Source organism: Pseudaminobacter salicylatoxidans (assembly GCF_003148475.1).
GTDB classification, from domain to species: Bacteria; Pseudomonadota; Alphaproteobacteria; order Rhizobiales; family Rhizobiaceae; genus Pseudaminobacter; species Pseudaminobacter salicylatoxidans.
The window spans coordinates 83,700-101,969 of record NZ_QGGG01000004.1 but is presented as its reverse complement, the minus strand read 5'-3'; the positions used below and the strand labels follow the sequence as shown (position 1 = coordinate 101,969).

The following is an 18,270-nucleotide window of genomic DNA, read 5'->3' as shown; positions in this document are numbered from 1 at the left end:
GTCGGGCGGCATTACGATACCTCCATAATCTGCATTATGAGGGGCAAGGCCATGAAAGAGATCGTCGTCGTCGGCGCCGGCAAGATCGGTGCAACCATTGCGGACATGCTGGCGGTCACGGGTGACTATCGCGTTACCGTGGTGGACCGCTCGCAGGCGCAGCTCGATGCGCTGGAAGTGGGCGCCAATATCGCCACCCGCCAGCTCGACATCGGCCAGGACGGCGCGCTGGAAAGCGTGCTTGCAGGCAAGTTCGCGGTGCTGAGCGCGGCTCCCTTCCATCTCACCACGCGGATTGCGGAAGCGGCCGCCAAGGCCGGCGTGCATTATCTCGACCTCACCGAAGATGTCGCCAGCACGCGACGCGTGAAGGAACTGGCGGCGAGTGCCACCACCGCCTTCATCCCGCAATGCGGCCTGGCGCCGGGCTTCATCTCGATTGTCGCCAACGATCTCGCCAGGCATTTCGACACGCTGGACAGCCTGCGCATGCGCGTCGGCGCGCTGCCGCAATACCCGTCCAACGCGCTGAACTACAACCTCACCTGGAGCACCGACGGCGTCATCAACGAATATTGCGAGCCCTGCGAGGCGATCGTCGATGGCGAACTGACCGAGGTGCCGCCGCTGGAGGAGCGTGAGGAATTCTCGCTCGACGGCGTCACCTACGAGGCTTTCAACACCTCGGGCGGATTGGGCACGCTGTGCGAGACCTACAAGGGCAAGGTGCGCACGCTGAACTACCGCACCATCCGTTATCCCGGCCACGCCGCCATCATGAAGGCGCTGCTCAACGATCTCGGCCTGCGCGACCGCCGCGACGTGCTGAAGGACATTATGGAAAATGCCCTGCCGGCGACGCTGCAGGACGTGGTGGTGATCTTCGTCACCGTCTCGGGCCGCAGGAACGGCCGCCTCCTGCAGGAAACCTACGCCAACAAGATCTATAGCCGCCGCGTCGGCGAAACGGTGCGCAGCGCCATCCAGATCACCACGGCTTCCGGCATCTGCGCCGTGCTCGACATGCTGGCCAATGGCGCGCTGCCGCAGAAAGGGTTTGTGCGCCAGGAAGACATCGCGCTCGACGCTTTCCTCGCCAACCGCTTCGGTCGCAACTACGCGCAGGCGGTCAACACCACGCTGGCCGCGTAAGGCCGCGTCCGCGCGGCATCCAAAGTTCGCCTCACACCTCTCCCTCCTTTCGCGAGGGAGAGGTGATTTTTTTGAGCGAACCGGCCGCGCCCCTCACTCGCCTTGCAGCGAAAACTCCAGATAGAGGCTGCGCTGCAGGAAGGACTGGTTGTCGTCGGACATCAGCGACACGATCAGCGCGCCGTCGGCGCGGCGCCACACGTCCATCGCTTCCATATTGTCGATCTGGTAGTTCATGCCGGCCTGCATCAGCACCGGCCCGTCGGCGACCTTGCCGTTGCCGATGCTGTCGGCCGGCAGGCGGCGCAGCCGCATCCTCACCCCGCTCAGGACGGAGAAGCTGCGCTCCAGCAGAAGCAGGTCGCCATTGGGCAGGAACGCGCCGTCGGTGATGTCGAAATCGTCATGGCGAACGACCGTGAACACGCCTTTTTCCGGTCCGGACAGGACGGCGGCAAAGACATTGCCTTTCGAATCGAGGCTGCGCTCCGACACCACCACCAGTGCTCCCGTCAGCGCACTGCCGGGTGGTGACCAGGCGACTGTTTCGAGGCCCCGATTGATGCGCAGCTCATGCTTCGGCACCAGGAAATCGAGCTTGCGCAAGGGGGGCTGCATATTTTCCGGGTCGATATGAAACTGGACGAGGCGATGGTTGCGCTCGAAGCCGACCGTGGCGACGCCGTCCCTGATGGCGAGGCTTTCGGCATCGGCCTGCCACTTGTCGTCGATCGGCGAGCCGGCCTCGTCCGTCATCCGGACCATGCGGAAGTCGGAAATGCCGCTCGGGCGCTGTTCGGCATCGTGGTTAACCTGCCCGAAGAACCAGAAGCCGGTATCGGCCACGCCGATGAAATCCTTGCCCGGCGTCATGAAGCGCATGGCCGAAAAGCCGCCGAAATTGCGCCCCGACGACACCATTTCCAGCCCGCCAATGAATTCCAGCGGCCCGAACCGCGTGCGATCCCGGCCGATCTCGAATTGGGTGATCGGCCGGGTGGTGACCTCCATGCGCTCGATGGGCGCCGGTTCGGCTTGGGCGGCGGGTTGCGCAACGACGGTTATCGGCAATGCCAGCACCGTTGCGCACAGCAGGGAGCGTGCGAACGCCGCTGCCTTGCAAGCGCTGTCGCATAGGAATGCTTTGACGGGTTTGTGTGGCCTTTTATCCCCACCCCTGACTCCTCCCCACAAGGGGGAGGGGGAAGACGATTTTGCCATTACCGCTGCCCAAAACGATGGACGTCGGCGTGGGGCCGGGCATGCAGCAAAGTTCCCATCCCCCTTGAGGGGAGGGGCAGGGGTGGGGGTGACTTCAGAAGGTCGCTGCACTGTAGAGCGTGGGCACTTCCCTCCGCTCAAATGGGAGAGAGCTGCCGAACGCAGGAAGGCGGAGTGAGGGCTGTCTGCTGTCGCCAGGGCAGCGGGCGTTCCGACGAGCGCGGTTCCGCTGCCCCAGCCTGGTTTTCCTAGCCGCATTTGCGCGACGCCAGACGCTTCGGTCTGGTTGCAAAATGCTCTGGCTCGGCCAGCCTCATGAAGCCCGCCGCAGGCCGCCGCGGCGGGTGTCGCGCTGGGACTCCTCGGCAAACAGCGAGGCGAGCTGTTCGGTCATAGCGCCCGCCAGTTCCTCGGCGTCCACGATGGTGACGGCGCGGCGATAGTAGCGCGTCACGTCGTGGCCGATGCCGATGGCCAGAAGCTCGACTGGCGAGCGCGTCTCGATCAGCTCGATCACCGCGCGCAGATGGCGCTCCAGATAGTTGCCCGGATTGACCGACAGGGTGGAGTCGTCCACCGGCGCACCATCCGAGATCATCATCAGGATCTTGCGCTGTTCGGGTCGGCCGATCAGGCGCTGATGCGCCCACAGCAGCGCTTCGCCGTCGATATTCTCCTTCAGCAGGCCCTCGCGCATCATCAGGCCGAGATTGCGCCGTGCACGCCGCCAGGGCGTGTCGGCGCTCTTGTAGATGATGTGGCGCAGGTCGTTGAGGCGGCCGGGACTGGCCGGCTTGCCGTCCTTCAGCCATTTCTCACGGGCCTGTCCGCCCTTCCAGGCGCGGGTGGTGAAGCCGAGGATTTCGACCGAAACGCCGCAGCGCTCCAGCGTGCGCGCCAGAATGTCGGCGCAGGTCGCCGCGACCGTGATCGGGCGACCGCGCATGGAGCCCGAATTGTCGAGCACCAGCGTCACCACCGTGTCGCGGAACTGCGTGTCGCGCTCCTGCTTGAAGGAGAGCGGCTGCATCGGGTCGATGATGACGCGCGACAGGCGCGCGGGATCGAGATAGCCCTCTTCGAGATCGAAATCCCAGGAGCGGTTCTGCTGCGCCATCAGGCGGCGCTGCAGCCGGTTGGCGAGCCGCCCCACCACGCCCTGCAGGTTGACGAGCTGCTTGTCGAGGAAGGCGCGCAGCCGGTCGAGTTCCTCTTCGTCGCACAGTTCCTCGGCGCCCACCGTCTCGTCGAAGGCGGTGGTGTAGACCTTGTAGTCGATCTCGCGCGGAAGATTGGTGAAGGGATCATCCTTGCGGCGGGCTTCGCCCGGCGTCTCGGCATCGGCATCCTCATCATCCGCCATCTCCTCGGAGGTGGCGTCGGAGGCTTCCATCTCGCCGCTCTGGTCTTCCTCGGCGGAGGCCTCGGATTCCTGCGGTTGCGACTGCTCGGCGCCGGAATCGTCCTGATCGCCTTCCTCGCTGTTCTCGCCGGTCTCGGGCTGGTCCTCGCTGTCTTCCTCGTTTTCCTCTGATTGCTCCTCGTCGCCCAGTTCCTCGGCCATGTCCATGGAGGCGAGCATGTCGCGCACGACGCGGGCAAAGGCCTGCTGGTCATCGAGCTTGTTGGCGAGATCATCGAACTCGGGGCCGGCCTTGTCCTCGATCCAGTCGCGCCACAGCGAAACCAGCTTCTCGCCGCTCTTGGGCACGGGACGGCCGGTGAGCTTTTCGCGCACCAGCAGCGCCACCGCCTCTTCCAGCGGTGCGTCGGCCTGCTCGCGCACATCGGCGAGGTTGGCCTTGGTGTACTTGTCCTCGAGCATGTGGGCGATGTTGTCGCCCACGCCGGTCAGAGCCCGGCTGCCGATCGCTTCCACGCGCGCCTGTTCCACCGCGTCGAACACGGCGCGCGCATGCTTGCCTTCGGGGGCGAGCCTTGCGTGGATACGGTTGTCGTGACAGGCCTTGCGCAGCGCCATGGAGTCGCCCAGGCCGCGGGTCACGGCGATGTCGGCAGCGCTTGCCTTCTTGGGCAGTTCGGGCAGCCGCGCGCGCTGGCCGGCGAGCGCAGGCCGATCCTTGGCGAAGGCGACTTCAAGCTCGTTGTCGCCGGAAATGGCGCGCATGCAGACGGTGACCGCCCGCTTGAAGGCGTCCGTGTCGCCGCCTGTGCGCGGCTTGCCGCGTGTGTTGTCGCCGGGTCCTGCCATGTGATTACCTGTCAGCGCGAGCGGCCGTCCACCTGTTGCGGTTTGACAGCGTCGAGATCAACTTCATCGAGGCAGCGGACGTTCACCGCCACCATTCTTGTGCCGTCCGGCATAGCGCCGCGCGCGAAAGATTCCATGCCGCATGTGCCGCAGAAGAGATGCTCGATCGTTTTCGAGTTGAACCGATAATCCACGAGATCATCGCCTCCGCTGGTCAGCGAGAAGCTTTCGGCAGGCGTGAAGGCAAGGATGCTTCCACGCCTGGAACAGTAAGAGCAGTTGCAGGTGATCGGGTTGGAAAGGTCCACGTCAACGTGGAAGCGAACTTTTCCGCAATGGCAGCCGCCGTGATAGGTCACCTGTTCCTCCTGTTTACCCCAGAACGACGTTGGCCGAGGATTCCGGCAGGTCCTCACCGAAGGCGCGCTGATAGAACTCGGCCACGATCGGGCGTTCGAGCTCGTCGCACTTGTTCAGGAAGGTCAGGCGGAAGGCCATGCCGACATTGTCGAAGATCTCGGCGTTTTCCGACCAGGTGATGACCGTGCGCGGGCTCATCACGGTCGACAGGTCGCCATTGATGAAGGCCGAGCGCGTCATGTCGGCCACGCGCACCATCTTGTTGACGATCTCGCGGCCCTTCTCGTTGCGGTAGTGCTTCGACTTGGCCAGCACGATCGCCACTTCGTTGTCGTGCGGCAGATAGTTCAGCGTGGTCACGATCGACCAGCGGTCCATCTGTGCCTGGTTGATCTGCTGCGTGCCGTGGTAGAGGCCGGTGGTGTCGCCCAGGCCCACCGTGTTGGCGGTGGCGAACAGGCGGAAGGCCGGATGCGGGCGGATGACGCGGCTCTGGTCGAGCAGCGTCAGGCGGCCGGAAGATTCCAGCACGCGCTGGATCACGAACATCACGTCCGGGCGGCCGGCGTCGTATTCGTCGAACACCAGCGCGACATTGTGCTGATAGGCCCAGGGCAGGATGCCGTCCTTGAACTCGGTGACCTGCTGGCCTTCCTTGACCACGATGGCGTCCTTGCCCACGAGGTCGATACGGCTGACATGGCTGTCGAGGTTGACGCGCACGCAAGGCCAGTTGAGGCGCGCGGCGACCTGCTCGATATGGGTCGACTTGCCGGTGCCGTGATAGCCCGAGACCATGACGCGGCGGTTGTAGGCAAAGCCTGCAAGGATGGCCATGGTGGTCTGCTGGTCGAACAGGTAATCCGGGTCGATGTCCGGCACATGCTCGGTGGTCGCCGAATAGGCCGGCACGACCATCCTGGATTCGAAGCCGAACTTTTCTTTCACCGATACGGTCGTGTCGGGCAGGTTTGCGATGTCGCGGTCGACTTTATTCATCACATCTCCACGCGCGGAAGCATATCATCCGCCGTCATCCTATCTTTGTCCGGGAGCGGTCTTAGAGCTTTTTGTCTCCTGGCGAAAGCCATTGCGAAAAGCCCATCCGAACCTGACGCTCAACACAAGCCAGCTTGCTTGAGCACGCGATAGGCCTGCAGCACATCGCGGAATCGATCTTCCGAACCCCTGTCTCCACCATTCGCATCGGGATGGTGGCGTTTCACGAGTTCCTTATAGCGCGCCTTGATGTCTGCGCCAGTCGCCTTTGTGGTAAGGCCAAGCGTTTCCAGCGCCTTGGCCTCAAGGGGCTTGGCCTTGCGCTCGCGCGGCGCGGCGTTGCCGCCCCCGAACATGTTGAACGGATCGCGGACGTTGCGGTAGTAGCCGGCGCGCCCCGAACGGTGCTGCGCCATGTCGGGCGACGAGCGCAGGCTGGCATTGGTGCCCATGGTCCAGGTCGGGCGATGCCCGGTCAGCGCTTCCTTCTGGTAGCGGGCGATCTCGCTGTCGGGCACGCCGGAGAAATAGTTGAAGCCCTTGTTGTATTCGCGCACATGGTCGAAGCAGAAACGGAAATACTCGCCCTCGCGCATCCGCCCAACGGGCGCGCGATGGGTGCCGGGCTCGTTGCAGCCATCCCATTGGCACGCCGGTGCCTGCGCCTTCGCCTCGGCCTGCGGATCTGGGCGCACGCGGATTTTGTCGAAATATTTCGGATAGGGTTTCATTTCAGCTCATTTAGGGGAAATCCTCCCCCCGAAACAAGAATTGACATTTCAGCATTGATCCTCCTAACCCGCTGAATCGGGAAAGAGTGATCGATCGACCCGCAGGTCCGCGCAGCGTTTGCGTGAGCACCCCATATGTGGGCAAAGGAGACGGCCATGTCCATAAAAACCACGATGGAAACCAAGCTGAAAGAAGCTTACGCGCCCGAACGGCTCGAGGTCATCAACGAAAGCCACCTTCACGCCGGGCATCATCACGAGGAATCCGGCCATCACGTGACATATGACGGCACCGGCGAGACGCATTTTCGCGTGCGCATCGTTTCGGGCGCCTTCGAGGGCATGAGCCGCATCGACCGGCACCGCTCCGTCAATGCGCTGCTTTCCGACGAGTTGAAGGCGGGCGTGCATGCGCTGGCCATCGAGCCGGCCGCTCCCGGCGAAAAGACACGCTGGTAACAAGCGCGGCAGGCCGCCGCCGAAGACCGGCGCCAGCCCTCGCGGCGGATGCCAGGACAGCGGGCGTTGTGCGAACGCTGTTTTGCTGCCCAGCTTGGTTTTCCCGGCCGCATTTGTGCGACGCCAGACGATTCCGCCTGGCTGCAAAAAGCTCTAGGCCACGTCTGCCGGCAGCGACTTTCCGACGGCCTCGAGGTCGTAAGGCGTGGTCTGGTAGACCTGGTTGATCCAGTTGCCGAACAGCAGATGGGCATGCGAGCGCCAGCGGTTCAGCGGCCGGCGAGCCGGATCGTCGTCGGGATAATATTCGTGCGGCACCTCGATTGCCGCACCGGCGGCCACGTCGCGATCGTATTCCTCCTTGAGCGAGGTGGAATCATATTCGATGTGGTTGAACATATAGAGCCGGTTGCCGGTCGTTTCGGCCAGCAGGCAGGGGCCGGTCACGTCCGATTCCATGAGCATGTTCAACTCCGATCCCGTGGGGATGTCGGAGCCGCGCACCTCCGTCCAGCGCGAGACCGGAATGGCGAAATCGTCCGAAAAACCCGCGAGGAAAGGCGAGGCGGGCGCGTGGTTGCGGTGGCGGAAGACGCCGAAAGCCTTCTTGTCCAGCGTGTATTTGGGGATGCGATGGAAATGCCAGGCAGCCGCCATCGCCCCCCAGCAGATGAAGAAGGAGGAATGGACGTTCGTGGCGGTCCAGTCGAAGATGCGCTCCAGCTCGTCCCAATAGGTGACATCCTCGAAGGGCAGGAGCTCGACAGGCGCGCCGGTGACGATGAAGCCGTCGAACTTGCGGTCCCGCACCTCCTCCCAGGTCTGGTAGAAGGAGATGAGGTGTTCCTCGGGCGTGTTCTTGGCCTTGTGGTTGCCGATGCGCACCAGCGTCAGCTCGACCTGGAGCGGCGAGGCGCCGATCAGCCGCGCGAACTGCGTTTCCGTGCGGATCTTGTTGGGCATGAGGTTCAGGAGCCCGATCTGCAGCGGACGAATGTCCTGGCGCAGCGCCGTCTGCTCGTCCATCACGGATACGCCTTCGCGTACAAGCACCTCGCGGGCGGGGAGCTGATCGGGAATCTTGATCGGCATCACACAAGCTCCAAAACAAAAAAAGACCGGCGGCGAAATCGCGACCGGTCCCAACGAATTTATCGTCATCGGTCCCTTTAGCGACTTGTTTAACGTGGCTGCAAGCCGACCGGCCAAATCACCACGGAACGTAGAGCACTTTTTACGTCCGTGTCGGGCCCGCGTCAATCACCTCAAGTCAGGACCAAAAGCTTTTCCTCGACAACCCCGGCCATGGCTAGTATTTCCCTCGCGTCCCTACAGTCCAGCAAAGTCGGATAGTTTTCAGCCATGACGAACGCGAATGACGTGAGCCGCCCGCAGCCCAAACCCGGCATCATGGACATCGCCGCCTATGTGCCCGGCAAGAGCGGCGCGCCGGCAGGCGTCGCCAAGGTGCACAAGCTGTCGTCGAACGAAAACCCGCTCGGCGCTTCGCCCGCGGCGATCGAGGCCGTGCGCGAGGCAGCCACGTATATGGAATTCTACCCCGATGGCGCCGCCACGAGGCTGCGCGAGGCGATCGGCGAGGTCTATGGCCTGAACCCGGCCAATATCGTCTGCTCGAACGGTTCGGACGAGATCATCGGCCTTCTGGCGCAGACCTTCCTGCAGCCGGGGGACGAGGGCGTCTTCACCGAGCACGGCTTCCTCGTCTACCGCATCTACATCCAGGCGGCTGGCGGCGTGCCGGTGGTTGCCAGGGAGACCGACGAGAAGGCCGATGTGGACGCCATTCTCGCGGCGGTGACGGACAAGACGAAGATCGTCTTCCTCGCCAATCCGAACAACCCGACCGGCACCTACATTCCTTACGAGGAAGTGCGCCGCCTGCATGCGGCGCTGCCCGGACACGTGCTTCTGGTGCTCGATGCCGCCTATGCCGAATATGTGCGTCGCAACGACTACGAGTCCGGCATCGAGCTCGTCTCGACCTCGCAGAACGTGGTCATGACCCGCACTTTCTCCAAGATCCACGGCCTTGGCGGCGCGCGCATCGGCTGGGCCTATGCGCCGGCCCACATCGTGGACGCGCTGAACCGCGTGCGCGGGCCCTTCAATGTCAACGCCATGGCGATCGAAGCCGGCGTGGCCGCCATGCGCGACCGCGCCCATGTCGAGCGCACCGTGGCGCATAACGACAAGTGGCTGTCCTGGCTCTCTGACGAACTGACCGGCCTCGGCCTGCGCGTCACGCCCAGCGTCGGCAATTTCATCCTCATCCACTTTCCGGACGACGGCAAACACTCGGCGGCAGCGGCCGACGACTATCTCACGGCGCGCGGCTATATCCTGCGGCGCGTTGCAGGCTACGGTTTTCCCAACGCGCTGCGGATGACAGTCGGAACCGAAGAAGCCAATCGCGGCGTAGTCGCCGCACTTACCGAGTTTTTGAAAAGTTAGAAAATGTCCGTTCCAATGTTTGAGAAGATCGCCCTCGTCGGCATCGGCCTGATCGGGTCGTCGCTGGCGCGGGTCATCCGCCGTGAAGGCCTTGCAGGCCATATCGCGATCGCCACCCGCAGCCTCGATACGCTGAAGCGCGCCGAGGAACTCGGGCTCGGCTCGTCCTACTCCACCAGCGCCGCGGAGGCGGTGAAGGGTGCCGATCTCGTCATCGTCTCGGTGCCGGTCGGCTCCTCCGGCGCGGTCGCCGAGGAGATTGCGCCGGCGCTGAAGCCCGGCGCCATCCTCACCGATGTCGGTTCCACCAAGGGCTCCGTCATCGCGCAGATGAAGCCGCATGTGCCGGAAGGCGTGCACTTCATTCCGGGCCACCCGCTGGCGGGCACGGAAAAGTCCGGCCCCGATGCCGGCTTTGCCGAACTGTTCGAAAACCGCTGGTGCATCTTCACGCCGCTGCCGGACACCGATCCCGATGCGCTGGAAAAATTGTCGCAGTTCTGGCGCCGTTGCGGCTCCAACATCGACACGATGGACCCCGACCACCACGACATGGTGCTGGCCATCGTCTCGCACCTGCCGCATATCATCGCCTACAACATCGTCGGCACCGCCGACGATCTGCAGCAGGTGACAAAATCCGAGGTCATCAAATATTCGGCGTCCGGCTTTCGCGATTTCACGCGTCTGGCGGCTTCCGATCCGACGATGTGGCGCGACGTGTGCCTGCACAACAAGGACGCGATCCTGGAAATGCTGGCGCGGTTCTCGGAAGACCTCGCCTCGCTGCAAAGGGCGATCCGCTGGGGCGACGGTGAAAAGCTGTTCGACCTGTTCACGCGCACGCGCACCATCCGGCGCTCGATCATCGACGCCGGCCAGGAGGTCGACGCGCCCGACTTCGGCCGTCAGGTCGCCGCGCATCCGGAAAAGCTGGCGAAGGGCTGAGGCCGGAATGCCTGCGGGGCATCGACCTCCGATGCCCCTTCGGCCTATTGCAAGGGCGGTAGGCGGCCGAGCTTGATGAAGCCGAGCGTGGCCTTGCCGCGCGAGATCTTCAGCGGCATCGAGGGCGAGTCGCCGAGGATGGCGAGCGCCATGAAACCCTGCTGTATCTGCTTGCGCAGTTCGGGGATGGCGTTGCCGAGCGAGGTCGCCATGCCCTGCGGGTCGCGCACCGTGACCCGCAGGTCGGCATCCAGCAGCCCGTCCTGCGCCACCGAGAAGGTGCCGGTCAGCGAAAGCCCGGTGCTTTCGCCGGTCGAGAGGTCCAGCATGCGGATCGTGCCGGACTGGCCGCGCAGGCTTTGCACGCGCTCGTTGATGAGCTGGACGCCGTTGTTGACGGTGATGTCGCTCTGGCCCGACAGCGGCGGCACCGTGCGCCCGCCGACCACGGACGGATCGAGCGTCAGGTCCGAAAAACTGCTCGCCAGATCGATATTCGCGCCGTTCGGGCGCATATGGCTTTCGAAAGTCTTGATGGTGGCGAGTTCGGTGCCTGTCACCGTGCGGGCATGAAGCTCCTTGCCTTCGACCGAAAGGCGCTGCGGCAGCGGCTGCGCCAGCCGCACGCTGGCGCGCAGATTGCCCCAGTCCAGCGCAAGCGGCTGGATTTGCGGGACATCGATCCGCGCGGGGCCGTCAAGCTCGCCGACGAGATGCCTGGGGTCGTAGATCTGCCCCACCGAGCGGAAACTGCCGGTCGCGATGCTCACCCCCTGCCTGGCATCCTCGAAATAGATGCGGTCGCAGAACAGGCCGAGCCGGAACGGAAAGCCGCGGGCCGAGACATTGGTGCATTCGGCCACCACGCCATTGCGGTTGAGATTGGCGATATTGGCCCTGGCCTCGTTCTCGAGCTTCCCGGCAAGATAGAACCAGCCGGCGCTGTAGCCGCCGAACAGGACGACGATGAAAAGCGCCAACCAGAGGAAGCGGCGGTTGTAGTTCGGCTTGCGGCTGGCGTCAGTCGACATTTTTTCCGGCGATCCTTTCACGAGGTCGGTGAACCTGGGACGATTTTTCCTGTCGGGCGGTCTTTCCGGCAAAAAACCGGTTTCCCCTTTTTGCAATGATCCTTTACCCATGGCCCGGCGGCATGCGCACCGCAAGCGGAGTTGGCTTGGCGATATGGGCGATTTTTGGGTTTTTGGCTATGGTTCGCTGATTTGGCGCCCCGGTTTCGCGCATGTGGAGACGCAGCGCGCGCGCCTGTACGGCTATCGCCGGTCGCTTTGCGTGCGTTCCCACGTCCATCGCGGAACCCCCGAAAGGCCGGGGCTGGTGCTGGGGCTCGACCGGGGCGGCTCCTGCGTGGGGCTGGCGTTTCGCGTGCCCGGCGACCTGCATGACGAGGTGGTGGGCTATCTGCGCGCCCGCGAACTCGTCACCCATGTCTATCTCGAACGCACCCGCCTGATTCGCCTCGATGCGGGCAAGACGGTCGAGGCGATCTGCTACGTGGTCGACCGCAATCATACGCAATATGCCGGAAATCTCGATGAAGCGGAGGCCGCGCGAATCGTTTCCGGTGCGACCGGCCAGTCCGGCCGCAACGAGGAATATGTCCTCAACACGCTTCAGCATCTGGAGGCGCTCGGCATTCGCGATCACTGGCTGGAGCGCGTGGCCGGGAGATTGGGGCCGGCGTGAGCCTCGCGATCTTGTGAGGTGGATATTCAATCGTTCGGGTTTGATCGGCTCATGTCCTGACATAGCCTGAGCAAATGTCCGCGCGGGTCGCGGGTGCAAACGCATATTGGAATTGATGGGAGACAGGATTTTGCAGAAGCGTCGTCTGGGCCGCACCAGCCTTGAAATCGCGCCGCTGGTTTTCGGCGGCAATGTCTTCGGCTGGACGGCCGACGAGAAAACCTCCTTCGATCTGCTCGACCGGTTCGCGGATGCGGGCTTCAACGCCATCGACACGGCCGATGTCTATTCGCGCTGGGCGCCGGGCAATTCAGGCGGCGAATCCGAAACCATCATCGGCAAATGGATGAAGGCGCGCGGCAATCGCGACAGGATCGTCGTCGTCACCAAGGTCGGCTCCGACATGGGGCAGGGCAAGCGGGATTTGTCCGCCGCCTATATCATGCGCGCCGTCGAAGCCTCGCTGAAGCGGCTGCAGAGCGATTTCATCGACCTCTACCTGTCGCACTGGCCGGACGAGACGACGCCCTATGAGGAAACGCTCGACGCCTATCGGAAGCTGATCGAGCAGGGCAAGGTGCGCCATGTCGGCGCCTCCAACCTCGACGCCGGACAGCTTGGCGCGGCGCTCAAGGTTGCAAAGGAGAAGGGACTGCCGCGCTACGACGTGCTGCAGCCGGAATACAATCTCTACGGCCGCGCCGCCTTCGACGGGCCGTTGCGCGACCTGTGCATGGCCGAGGACATCGGCGTCATCAACTATTACGGTCTCGCCAGCGGCTTCCTTTCGGGCAAGTATCGCAGCGAAGCCGATCTCGGCAAAAGCGCGCGCGGCGAAGCGGTGAAGAAATACCTCAATCCTCGCGGAATGCGTATTCTGGCGGCGCTCGATGCGGTTTCGGCCCGGCACGGGGCCAGGCCTGCAGAAGTCGCGCTGGCGTGGATCATTGCGCGCCCCGGCGTCACCGCGCCGATAGCCAGCGCCACCTCGCTCGCGCAGGTGGACAGCCTGATCCGCGCGGCTGAACTGAAGCTCGACGCGGCCGACATTGTGCAACTGGACAAGGCCAGCGCGATCTGAGCTGGCTTGCAGAAAAGCGACAGCCCCGTTCCGGTCATGCCGGGACCGGGCTCCGCCTTCAGACCTACGAGATGACTTTCCTTTGAATCGTCATCTCATTCCAGGTTTTGTTCTTGAAGCATGATCCCGAAAGCCTGCAACTTTTCGGGATCATGCTTTCGCGCCCAGTTCCTTCAGCCGCGCGGCGGCGGTGGGCGGAAGCGCGGGTCTGTCGGTGCGGACCGACTCGATCAGCAGCTCGTCGCAGGCGGCTTCGGTTTCGGCAATCAGCCGCTTCATGAATTCTTCCTTGCCCAGCCCCGGCGGGATTGGCGGCAGGAAGCGCGCCTTGATCGTTCCCGGATAGCGCATGAATTTGCGGCGCGGCCAATAGAGCCCCGCTACATGCGCCACCGGCACGACCGGCAGGTTGAGCTGGGTGTAGAGCTCCACGATGCCCCATTTGTAGGCCGGTTCGGCACCCGGCGGGCGGCGTGTGCCTTCCGGATAGATGATGAGCTGGCGGCTGTTTCGCGCCAGTTCGGCCTTGGTGGCGGCCACCGCCATGCGCAGCGCCTTGGAGCGGCTGCCGCGGTCGACCGGGATCATGCGCATCTTGGCGATGTACCAGCCGAAGACGGGAATCCAGGTCAGTTCGCGCTTCAGGATGTAGAGCGCATCGGGAATGTCGGGCAGGAACGAAAACGTATCCCAGAAGGACTGGTGCTTCGGGGCGATGATGTAGGAGCCTTCCGGCAGGTTTTCCTGTCCGGTTATCTCGCTTCTGGTGCCGGCGATCTTCTCCTGCAGCCACAGGCTGGAGCGGGCCCAGAATTTCGGAACGATCCAGGCGCGTTCGCGCGACACCAGGAAATAGAACGGCGTCCAGAAGATCATCTGGACGATCAGGTTGGCGTAAAAGACGAAGTTGAAGGCAAGTGAGCGGATTGCGGTCATGAGCGGCCCGAGAACAGTGTCAGGGCTGGTTACACCAACAACCGCGAAAGGAAAACCGTAGCGTATGATTCCGGGCGCGAAACGCTGCGCGCCGCGTATGCGCAAATCCGGCCGCGATCGAGCCTGAACCGGCGCGGCGGCTTTATCTGGTGGTCGCCGTGGTGGTGGCGTCCACCATGATCGTGCCGTCCGGCGTGGAGCGCAGCGGCACCACGGCTCTGGCCAGCGCGCCGAGATATTTCGTGTATTCGGTCAGCATCACCCGCAGCGCCGCCTTGTTGGTCATCAGCGTGCCGCCGTCGATGCGGCTGTTGACGACCGGATAGGGCTGCACCTCGACCTCGTCGATCAGGCGGCTCATTTCCAGCAGGCTGCGCGGCATGTGATAGTTGTTGGTGACCAGGATCACGCTCGAATAGTCATGGGTGCGAACCCATTTGGCGCTTTCCTCGGCATTGCCGATCGTGTCCAGCGCCGCGCGGTCGATGTCCACGCAGCAACTGAACAGCGCGTTGTCGCCGCCGGTCGCACGCTGCAACGACTTGCGGCTGGCAACGGGGTTGACGCCGCTGATCAGCAGCCGCTTGCCCTTGCCCGATTTCAGCAGGTGGACGGCGGCATCGATGCGTGCCTGTCCGCCGGTCAGCACGATGATGGCGTCGGCCGCCGGCGGATTGGGCGGCGTGGTGAGGCGGCTGATATAGTCGGCAAACAGGCCGAAGCCGACGGCGAAGGTGACGCCGAGCCCGAGGATGCCGAAAATCGAGGCGCGCAGGACCTTGCCGAGGCGCGAGCGCCTGACTGTCAGAAATCCCTCCCTCGCGCCGTTGCCGGCATCCCTGACTTCAAGCTCAGTCATGGCGGCATGGTAATCCGTGTCGGGCGGGGATGCACAGGGCGTCTCCGCACATTGCGTTACATCTGGAAGCGCTTCGTGAGGCTTTTTCATGACCCATGTCACAGCCCCTCATGATGGCTGACATCGATGTCGTTCAGATAGGTTACCACGGTTACATGCGACGTGGCCGCGGTAAGCACGCCGATCAGCGCGACGACGAGGGCGGCGCCCGCATAGCCGGCCGCGCCAATGGAGAAATTCCCGAACAGGGCGGTTGCCTGGTCGGCCTGCGGCGTTGCCAGATTGCGCGAGGACCACCACCAGAACAGCACGAACACCACCATCGCGGCGGCACCGCCGGCGGCAGCACCCTTCATGCCGATGAGCAGGAAATGCCGGCGGAACTCGCGGGCGATGAACCTGGCTTCCGCGCCGACATAGTGCAGCACCTCGATGATGTGGCCGTTGCCGGCCATGGCGCCGCGCGTGGCGAACACCACCGTCAGCACGGTGGCCGACAGCATCAGCACCAGCACGGCCATGCCGAGCGTCACCGTGGTGTGGGCCATGGCGACCAGCCGGTCCACCCAGGTGCGGTGGTCGTCCAGCGACACCCCCGGCACTTCCGGCTGCAGGAGCTGGCGCATGCCGTTGAAATCGGGCGGATTGTCCTGGTCGATGGTGACGATGACCAGCCGCGGCACCGGCAATTCGTCTATGTCGAGGCCCGAGCCCAGCCATGGTTCGAGCAGGCGCGCGGTTGCCGCCCGATCCACGATCTTGACGCCGCGCACGCCGCTGAACTGGCTGGCGATGCGGGCGGCCTTCTCCAGAGAGGCGTCCATATCGACGCCCTCGACGGGCTTGACCTGAATGGTGGCCTCACGGGCGATCTGGTTCTGCCACACGGAGGCGGTGTCGCGCACCAGCGTGACGGCGCCGAGCGTGAGGCAGGAGAGGAAAGTCATGATGGCGATGACGAAGACCAGTGCGCGGCCGGCGATGTTGGCCGGGGGCACGATCGGCGCAACCCGCCTCTCCACGCGGGCGCGCGGCGCGGCCTGCGTCACCGGCACGACATGATCATAGGTTTCGTCGCCATGGGGCTCAGTCATAGATGTCGAGCCTTCCATTGGCGAGGATGAGGCGGCGCGCATCGACCTGATCCATCAGTGCGAGGTCGTGGGTGGCGATCACCACCGCCGTGCCCAGCCGGTTCAATTCGATGAAGAGCCGCAGCAGGCGGCGCGCCAGCGGCGGATCGACATTGCCGGTCGGCTCGTCGGCCAGCAGGATCTGCGGCTGCTCGATCAGGGCGCGGGCAATCGCCGCGCGCTGCTTTTCGCCGCCTGAAAGCACCGGCGGCAGAACATGCATGCGGTCGCCCAGCCCGACCCATTTCAAAAGCTCGGTGACGTCGCTGCGGTAGCTTGCCTCCTCGCGCCCGCGCACGCGCAAGGGCAGCGCCACGTTCTCGTAGGTGGTCATGTGGTCGAGCAGGCGGAAGTCCTGGAACACGACGCCGATGCGCCGGCGCAGCAGCGGTAGCTCCTGCCGGGTGATGCTGGAACGGTCCTTGCCGAAGACGGTGATGAGCCCGCGCGTGGGCTTGAGCGACAGGAACAGCAGGCGCAGCAGTGTCGTCTTGCCCGCGCCGGACGGGCCGCTCAGGAACTGGAATGAGCTTTGCGGAATGTGCAGGGAGATGTCGCGCAGGATCTCCGGACCCATTCCGTAGCGCAGGCCGACATTCTCGAAGCGAATCAATTGCGGAAACCTTGCATGTTCAGGGTCGCGTGGCGGCCCGATTGCTCGAAACGAGCTTCGGGCGAGATGGTTAACGGTTGGTTAAAATTCACTCGAAAAGCGGACCTGATTCGCTGCACGGGGAGAAGCATTAACCAATTCCGCTTAGCTCTGGAATCCGGATAGCTTCGAGAGGACGCCCATCGGCTATGGCAGACGGTCGCACCGCGCGCCCGGTTTCCGGCGAGATTCTGACCGCCGTGCGCGAAGGCGCGGCGTCGCGGCAGGCGATGGACGCCGGCATCGTCGAAGCCGATTTCGAAATCGTTTCGGCGTGTGCCCAGCCCATGCCGGTGCTGCCTGCGGCCTTCATTCCCGCAATCCAGTCATCGGCCGCCACAGGCATGACGATGCTGCACCGGAACGGGGAGAAAAAGCGGCAGAAAGCGCGGTCCTTCGGGTGCCGCGCCGGTCCGGCCTTCTGGATATTCGGCGCAAGCCTCGCCTTCACGGCGTTCTGGGTGTCGGGCGGACATGCATGGGTGCGGCAGTTGCCGTTTTCCGCTGCCGGCCCGGCCGAAGGCTTGAGCCTTTCCGGCATCAGGTCGCGCGTCGAAATAACCTCCGGCCGGCCGGTGCTGTTCGTCGATGGCGAGGCGACCAATCATGGCGTGCTGGCCGTGCCGCTGCCGGGGCTGGAAATCAACGTGACCGGCGAGGACGGACGCGTTACGTTCTACAAGCTGGGGACATCGCAGGAACCCCTGGCGCCGGGCGGCAGATTTGCCTTTTCGTCGCGCCTTGCGGTACCTAAGAACGGCGTAAAGGCCGTCAAGGTCGCGTTTGGAGAGTAAGACGATGCCGGTTGTCCGCGGCAAGGATATCGAAGTTCTGTTTAGTGCCTCGGCGATTGCGCGCCGAAACCTGGAACTGGCCAAGGAGATCGCCTCGCGCGATTATACCGACCTTCTGGTCATCTCGGTGTTGAAGGGGTCGTTCATCTTCGCGGCCGATCTGATCCGCGCCATGCATGATGTCGGGCTGTCGCCGGAAGTCGAGTTCATCTTCATCTCCAGCTATGGTTCGGGCACCACCAGCGGCGAAGTGCGCGTGCTGCGCGACATCGACAACGAGGTGAAGGGCCGCGACGTGCTGCTGATCGACGACATTCTCGAATCGGGCAAGACGCTGTCCTACGCGCGCGATCTCATGCTGTCGCGCGGCGCCAAGAGCTGTTCGCTTGCCGTGCTGCTCGACAAGCGCATGCGCCGCCAGACCTCGCTCAATGCCGATTATGTCGGCTTCGACTGCCCCGATTCCTTCGTGGTCGGCTATGGCATGGACGTGGCACACGCCTTTCGCGAACTGCCCTTCGTGGGTGTCGTGACGGGCGACGCCTGACGCG

General features: G+C 63.9%; 19 protein-coding genes and 1 riboswitch. Of the genes, 8 read left to right on the top strand and 11 right to left on the bottom strand.

All coding sequences use genetic code 11. From position 1 onward, the window contains the following. Nucleotides 1-51: 51 nt before the first annotated feature. A complete protein-coding gene (locus C7441_RS07055; protein ID WP_109612438.1) occupies nucleotides 52-1,152 on the top strand; it encodes a saccharopine dehydrogenase family protein in 1,101 nt (366 codons plus the stop codon). 93 nt (nucleotides 1,153-1,245) lie between these two features. Here the strand turns inward: C7441_RS07055 and C7441_RS07050 are convergent, their stop codons facing one another. The 5 genes from C7441_RS07050 to C7441_RS07030 all read right to left on the bottom strand — a co-directional run bounded on the left by C7441_RS07050 (nucleotide 1,246) and on the right by C7441_RS07030 (nucleotide 6,675). Beyond that, a complete protein-coding gene (locus tag C7441_RS07050; RefSeq protein ID WP_109612261.1) occupies nucleotides 1,246-2,232 on the bottom strand; it encodes an esterase-like activity of phytase family protein in 987 nt (328 codons plus the stop codon). 454 nt (nucleotides 2,233-2,686) lie between these two features. Beyond that, nucleotides 2,687-4,585 carry a cobaltochelatase subunit CobT gene (gene cobT, locus C7441_RS07045; RefSeq protein WP_109612260.1) on the bottom strand — a complete coding sequence of 633 codons (1,899 nt, stop codon included), beginning with the start codon at nucleotides 4,583-4,585 and terminating at the stop codon, nucleotides 2,687-2,689. A gap of 11 nt (nucleotides 4,586-4,596) precedes the next feature. After that, nucleotides 4,597-4,944: a GFA family protein gene (locus tag C7441_RS07040; RefSeq protein ID WP_109612259.1), complete on the bottom strand. Its 348-nt coding sequence runs from the start codon at nucleotides 4,942-4,944 to the stop codon at nucleotides 4,597-4,599. A 13-nt stretch (nucleotides 4,945-4,957) separates the two neighbouring features. After that, nucleotides 4,958-5,944, bottom strand: coding sequence for a cobaltochelatase subunit CobS (cobS, locus tag C7441_RS07035; RefSeq protein WP_019172264.1), 987 nt, complete (start codon nucleotides 5,942-5,944; stop codon nucleotides 4,958-4,960). A 119-nt stretch (nucleotides 5,945-6,063) separates the two neighbouring features. After that, on the bottom strand, nucleotides 6,064-6,675 hold the full coding sequence (locus C7441_RS07030; protein ID WP_019172263.1) for a J domain-containing protein: 612 nt from the start codon (nucleotides 6,673-6,675) through the stop codon (nucleotides 6,064-6,066). A gap of 156 nt (nucleotides 6,676-6,831) precedes the next feature. Between C7441_RS07030 and C7441_RS07025 the strand changes: the two genes are divergently transcribed. Then, on the top strand, nucleotides 6,832-7,134 hold the full coding sequence (locus C7441_RS07025) for a BolA family protein (RefSeq protein ID WP_019172262.1): 303 nt from the start codon (nucleotides 6,832-6,834) through the stop codon (nucleotides 7,132-7,134). A gap of 153 nt (nucleotides 7,135-7,287) precedes the next feature. Here C7441_RS07025 and metA read toward each other — a convergent pair whose 3' ends face one another. After that, a complete protein-coding gene (metA, locus tag C7441_RS07020) occupies nucleotides 7,288-8,226 on the bottom strand; it encodes a homoserine O-acetyltransferase MetA (RefSeq protein WP_109612258.1) in 939 nt (312 codons plus the stop codon). Nucleotides 8,227-8,282: 56 nt separating this feature from the next. Continuing rightward, nucleotides 8,283-8,361: riboswitch (SAM riboswitch) on the bottom strand. 135 nt (nucleotides 8,362-8,496) lie between these two features. On the opposite strand from metA, the gene hisC reads away from it, so the two are divergent. Together hisC and C7441_RS07010 are read left to right on the top strand one after the other, a co-directional pair. Further along, complete coding sequence (gene hisC / locus C7441_RS07015; protein ID WP_109612257.1) at nucleotides 8,497-9,609, top strand: histidinol-phosphate transaminase; 1,113 nt, start codon at nucleotides 8,497-8,499, stop codon at nucleotides 9,607-9,609. A 3-nt stretch (nucleotides 9,610-9,612) separates the two neighbouring features. After that, nucleotides 9,613-10,557 carry a prephenate/arogenate dehydrogenase family protein gene (locus C7441_RS07010; RefSeq protein WP_210205612.1) on the top strand — a complete coding sequence of 315 codons (945 nt, stop codon included), beginning with the start codon at nucleotides 9,613-9,615 and terminating at the stop codon, nucleotides 10,555-10,557. Between the two features lie 44 nt (nucleotides 10,558-10,601). On the opposite strand, the gene C7441_RS07005 is transcribed toward C7441_RS07010, so the two are convergent. After that, nucleotides 10,602-11,588, bottom strand: a complete 987-nt coding sequence (locus tag C7441_RS07005; RefSeq protein WP_109612437.1) for a DUF2125 domain-containing protein — start codon at nucleotides 11,586-11,588, stop codon at nucleotides 10,602-10,604. Nucleotides 11,589-11,742: 154 nt separating this feature from the next. Here C7441_RS07005 and C7441_RS07000 point away from each other — a divergent pair, with 154 nt between their 5' ends. Both C7441_RS07000 and C7441_RS06995 read left to right on the top strand, forming a co-directional pair. Next, entirely contained in the window at nucleotides 11,743-12,264 is a 522-nt protein-coding gene (locus C7441_RS07000; protein ID WP_109612436.1) for a gamma-glutamylcyclotransferase, read from the top strand. Nucleotides 12,265-12,394: 130 nt separating this feature from the next. Then, nucleotides 12,395-13,345 (top strand): aldo/keto reductase, encoded by a 951-nt coding sequence (locus C7441_RS06995; RefSeq protein WP_109612435.1) that lies wholly within the window; start codon nucleotides 12,395-12,397, stop codon nucleotides 13,343-13,345. A 150-nt stretch (nucleotides 13,346-13,495) separates the two neighbouring features. Here the strand turns inward: C7441_RS06995 and C7441_RS06990 are convergent, their stop codons facing one another. The 4 genes from C7441_RS06990 to ftsE form a co-directional block, all read right to left on the bottom strand. Continuing rightward, entirely contained in the window at nucleotides 13,496-14,281 is a 786-nt protein-coding gene (locus C7441_RS06990) for a lysophospholipid acyltransferase family protein (protein WP_109612255.1), read from the bottom strand. 142 nt (nucleotides 14,282-14,423) lie between these two features. After that, a complete protein-coding gene (locus C7441_RS06985) occupies nucleotides 14,424-15,140 on the bottom strand; it encodes a YdcF family protein (protein ID WP_019172253.1) in 717 nt (238 codons plus the stop codon). Nucleotides 15,141-15,238: 98 nt separating this feature from the next. Next, nucleotides 15,239-16,234: a cell division protein FtsX gene (locus tag C7441_RS06980; protein ID WP_019172252.1), complete on the bottom strand. Its 996-nt coding sequence runs from the start codon at nucleotides 16,232-16,234 to the stop codon at nucleotides 15,239-15,241. Then, nucleotides 16,227-16,886 (bottom strand): cell division ATP-binding protein FtsE, encoded by a 660-nt coding sequence (ftsE, locus tag C7441_RS06975; protein ID WP_109612254.1) that lies wholly within the window; start codon nucleotides 16,884-16,886, stop codon nucleotides 16,227-16,229. The genes C7441_RS06980 and ftsE overlap by 8 nt, the downstream gene beginning before the upstream one ends. A gap of 188 nt (nucleotides 16,887-17,074) precedes the next feature. On the opposite strand from ftsE, the gene C7441_RS06970 reads away from it, so the two are divergent. Further along, nucleotides 17,075-17,719 (top strand): hypothetical protein, encoded by a 645-nt coding sequence (locus tag C7441_RS06970; RefSeq protein ID WP_109612253.1) that lies wholly within the window; start codon nucleotides 17,075-17,077, stop codon nucleotides 17,717-17,719. A gap of 4 nt (nucleotides 17,720-17,723) precedes the next feature. Further along, entirely contained in the window at nucleotides 17,724-18,266 is a 543-nt protein-coding gene (hpt, locus tag C7441_RS06965) for a hypoxanthine phosphoribosyltransferase (protein ID WP_019172249.1), read from the top strand. Nucleotides 18,267-18,270 lie beyond the last annotated feature (4 nt).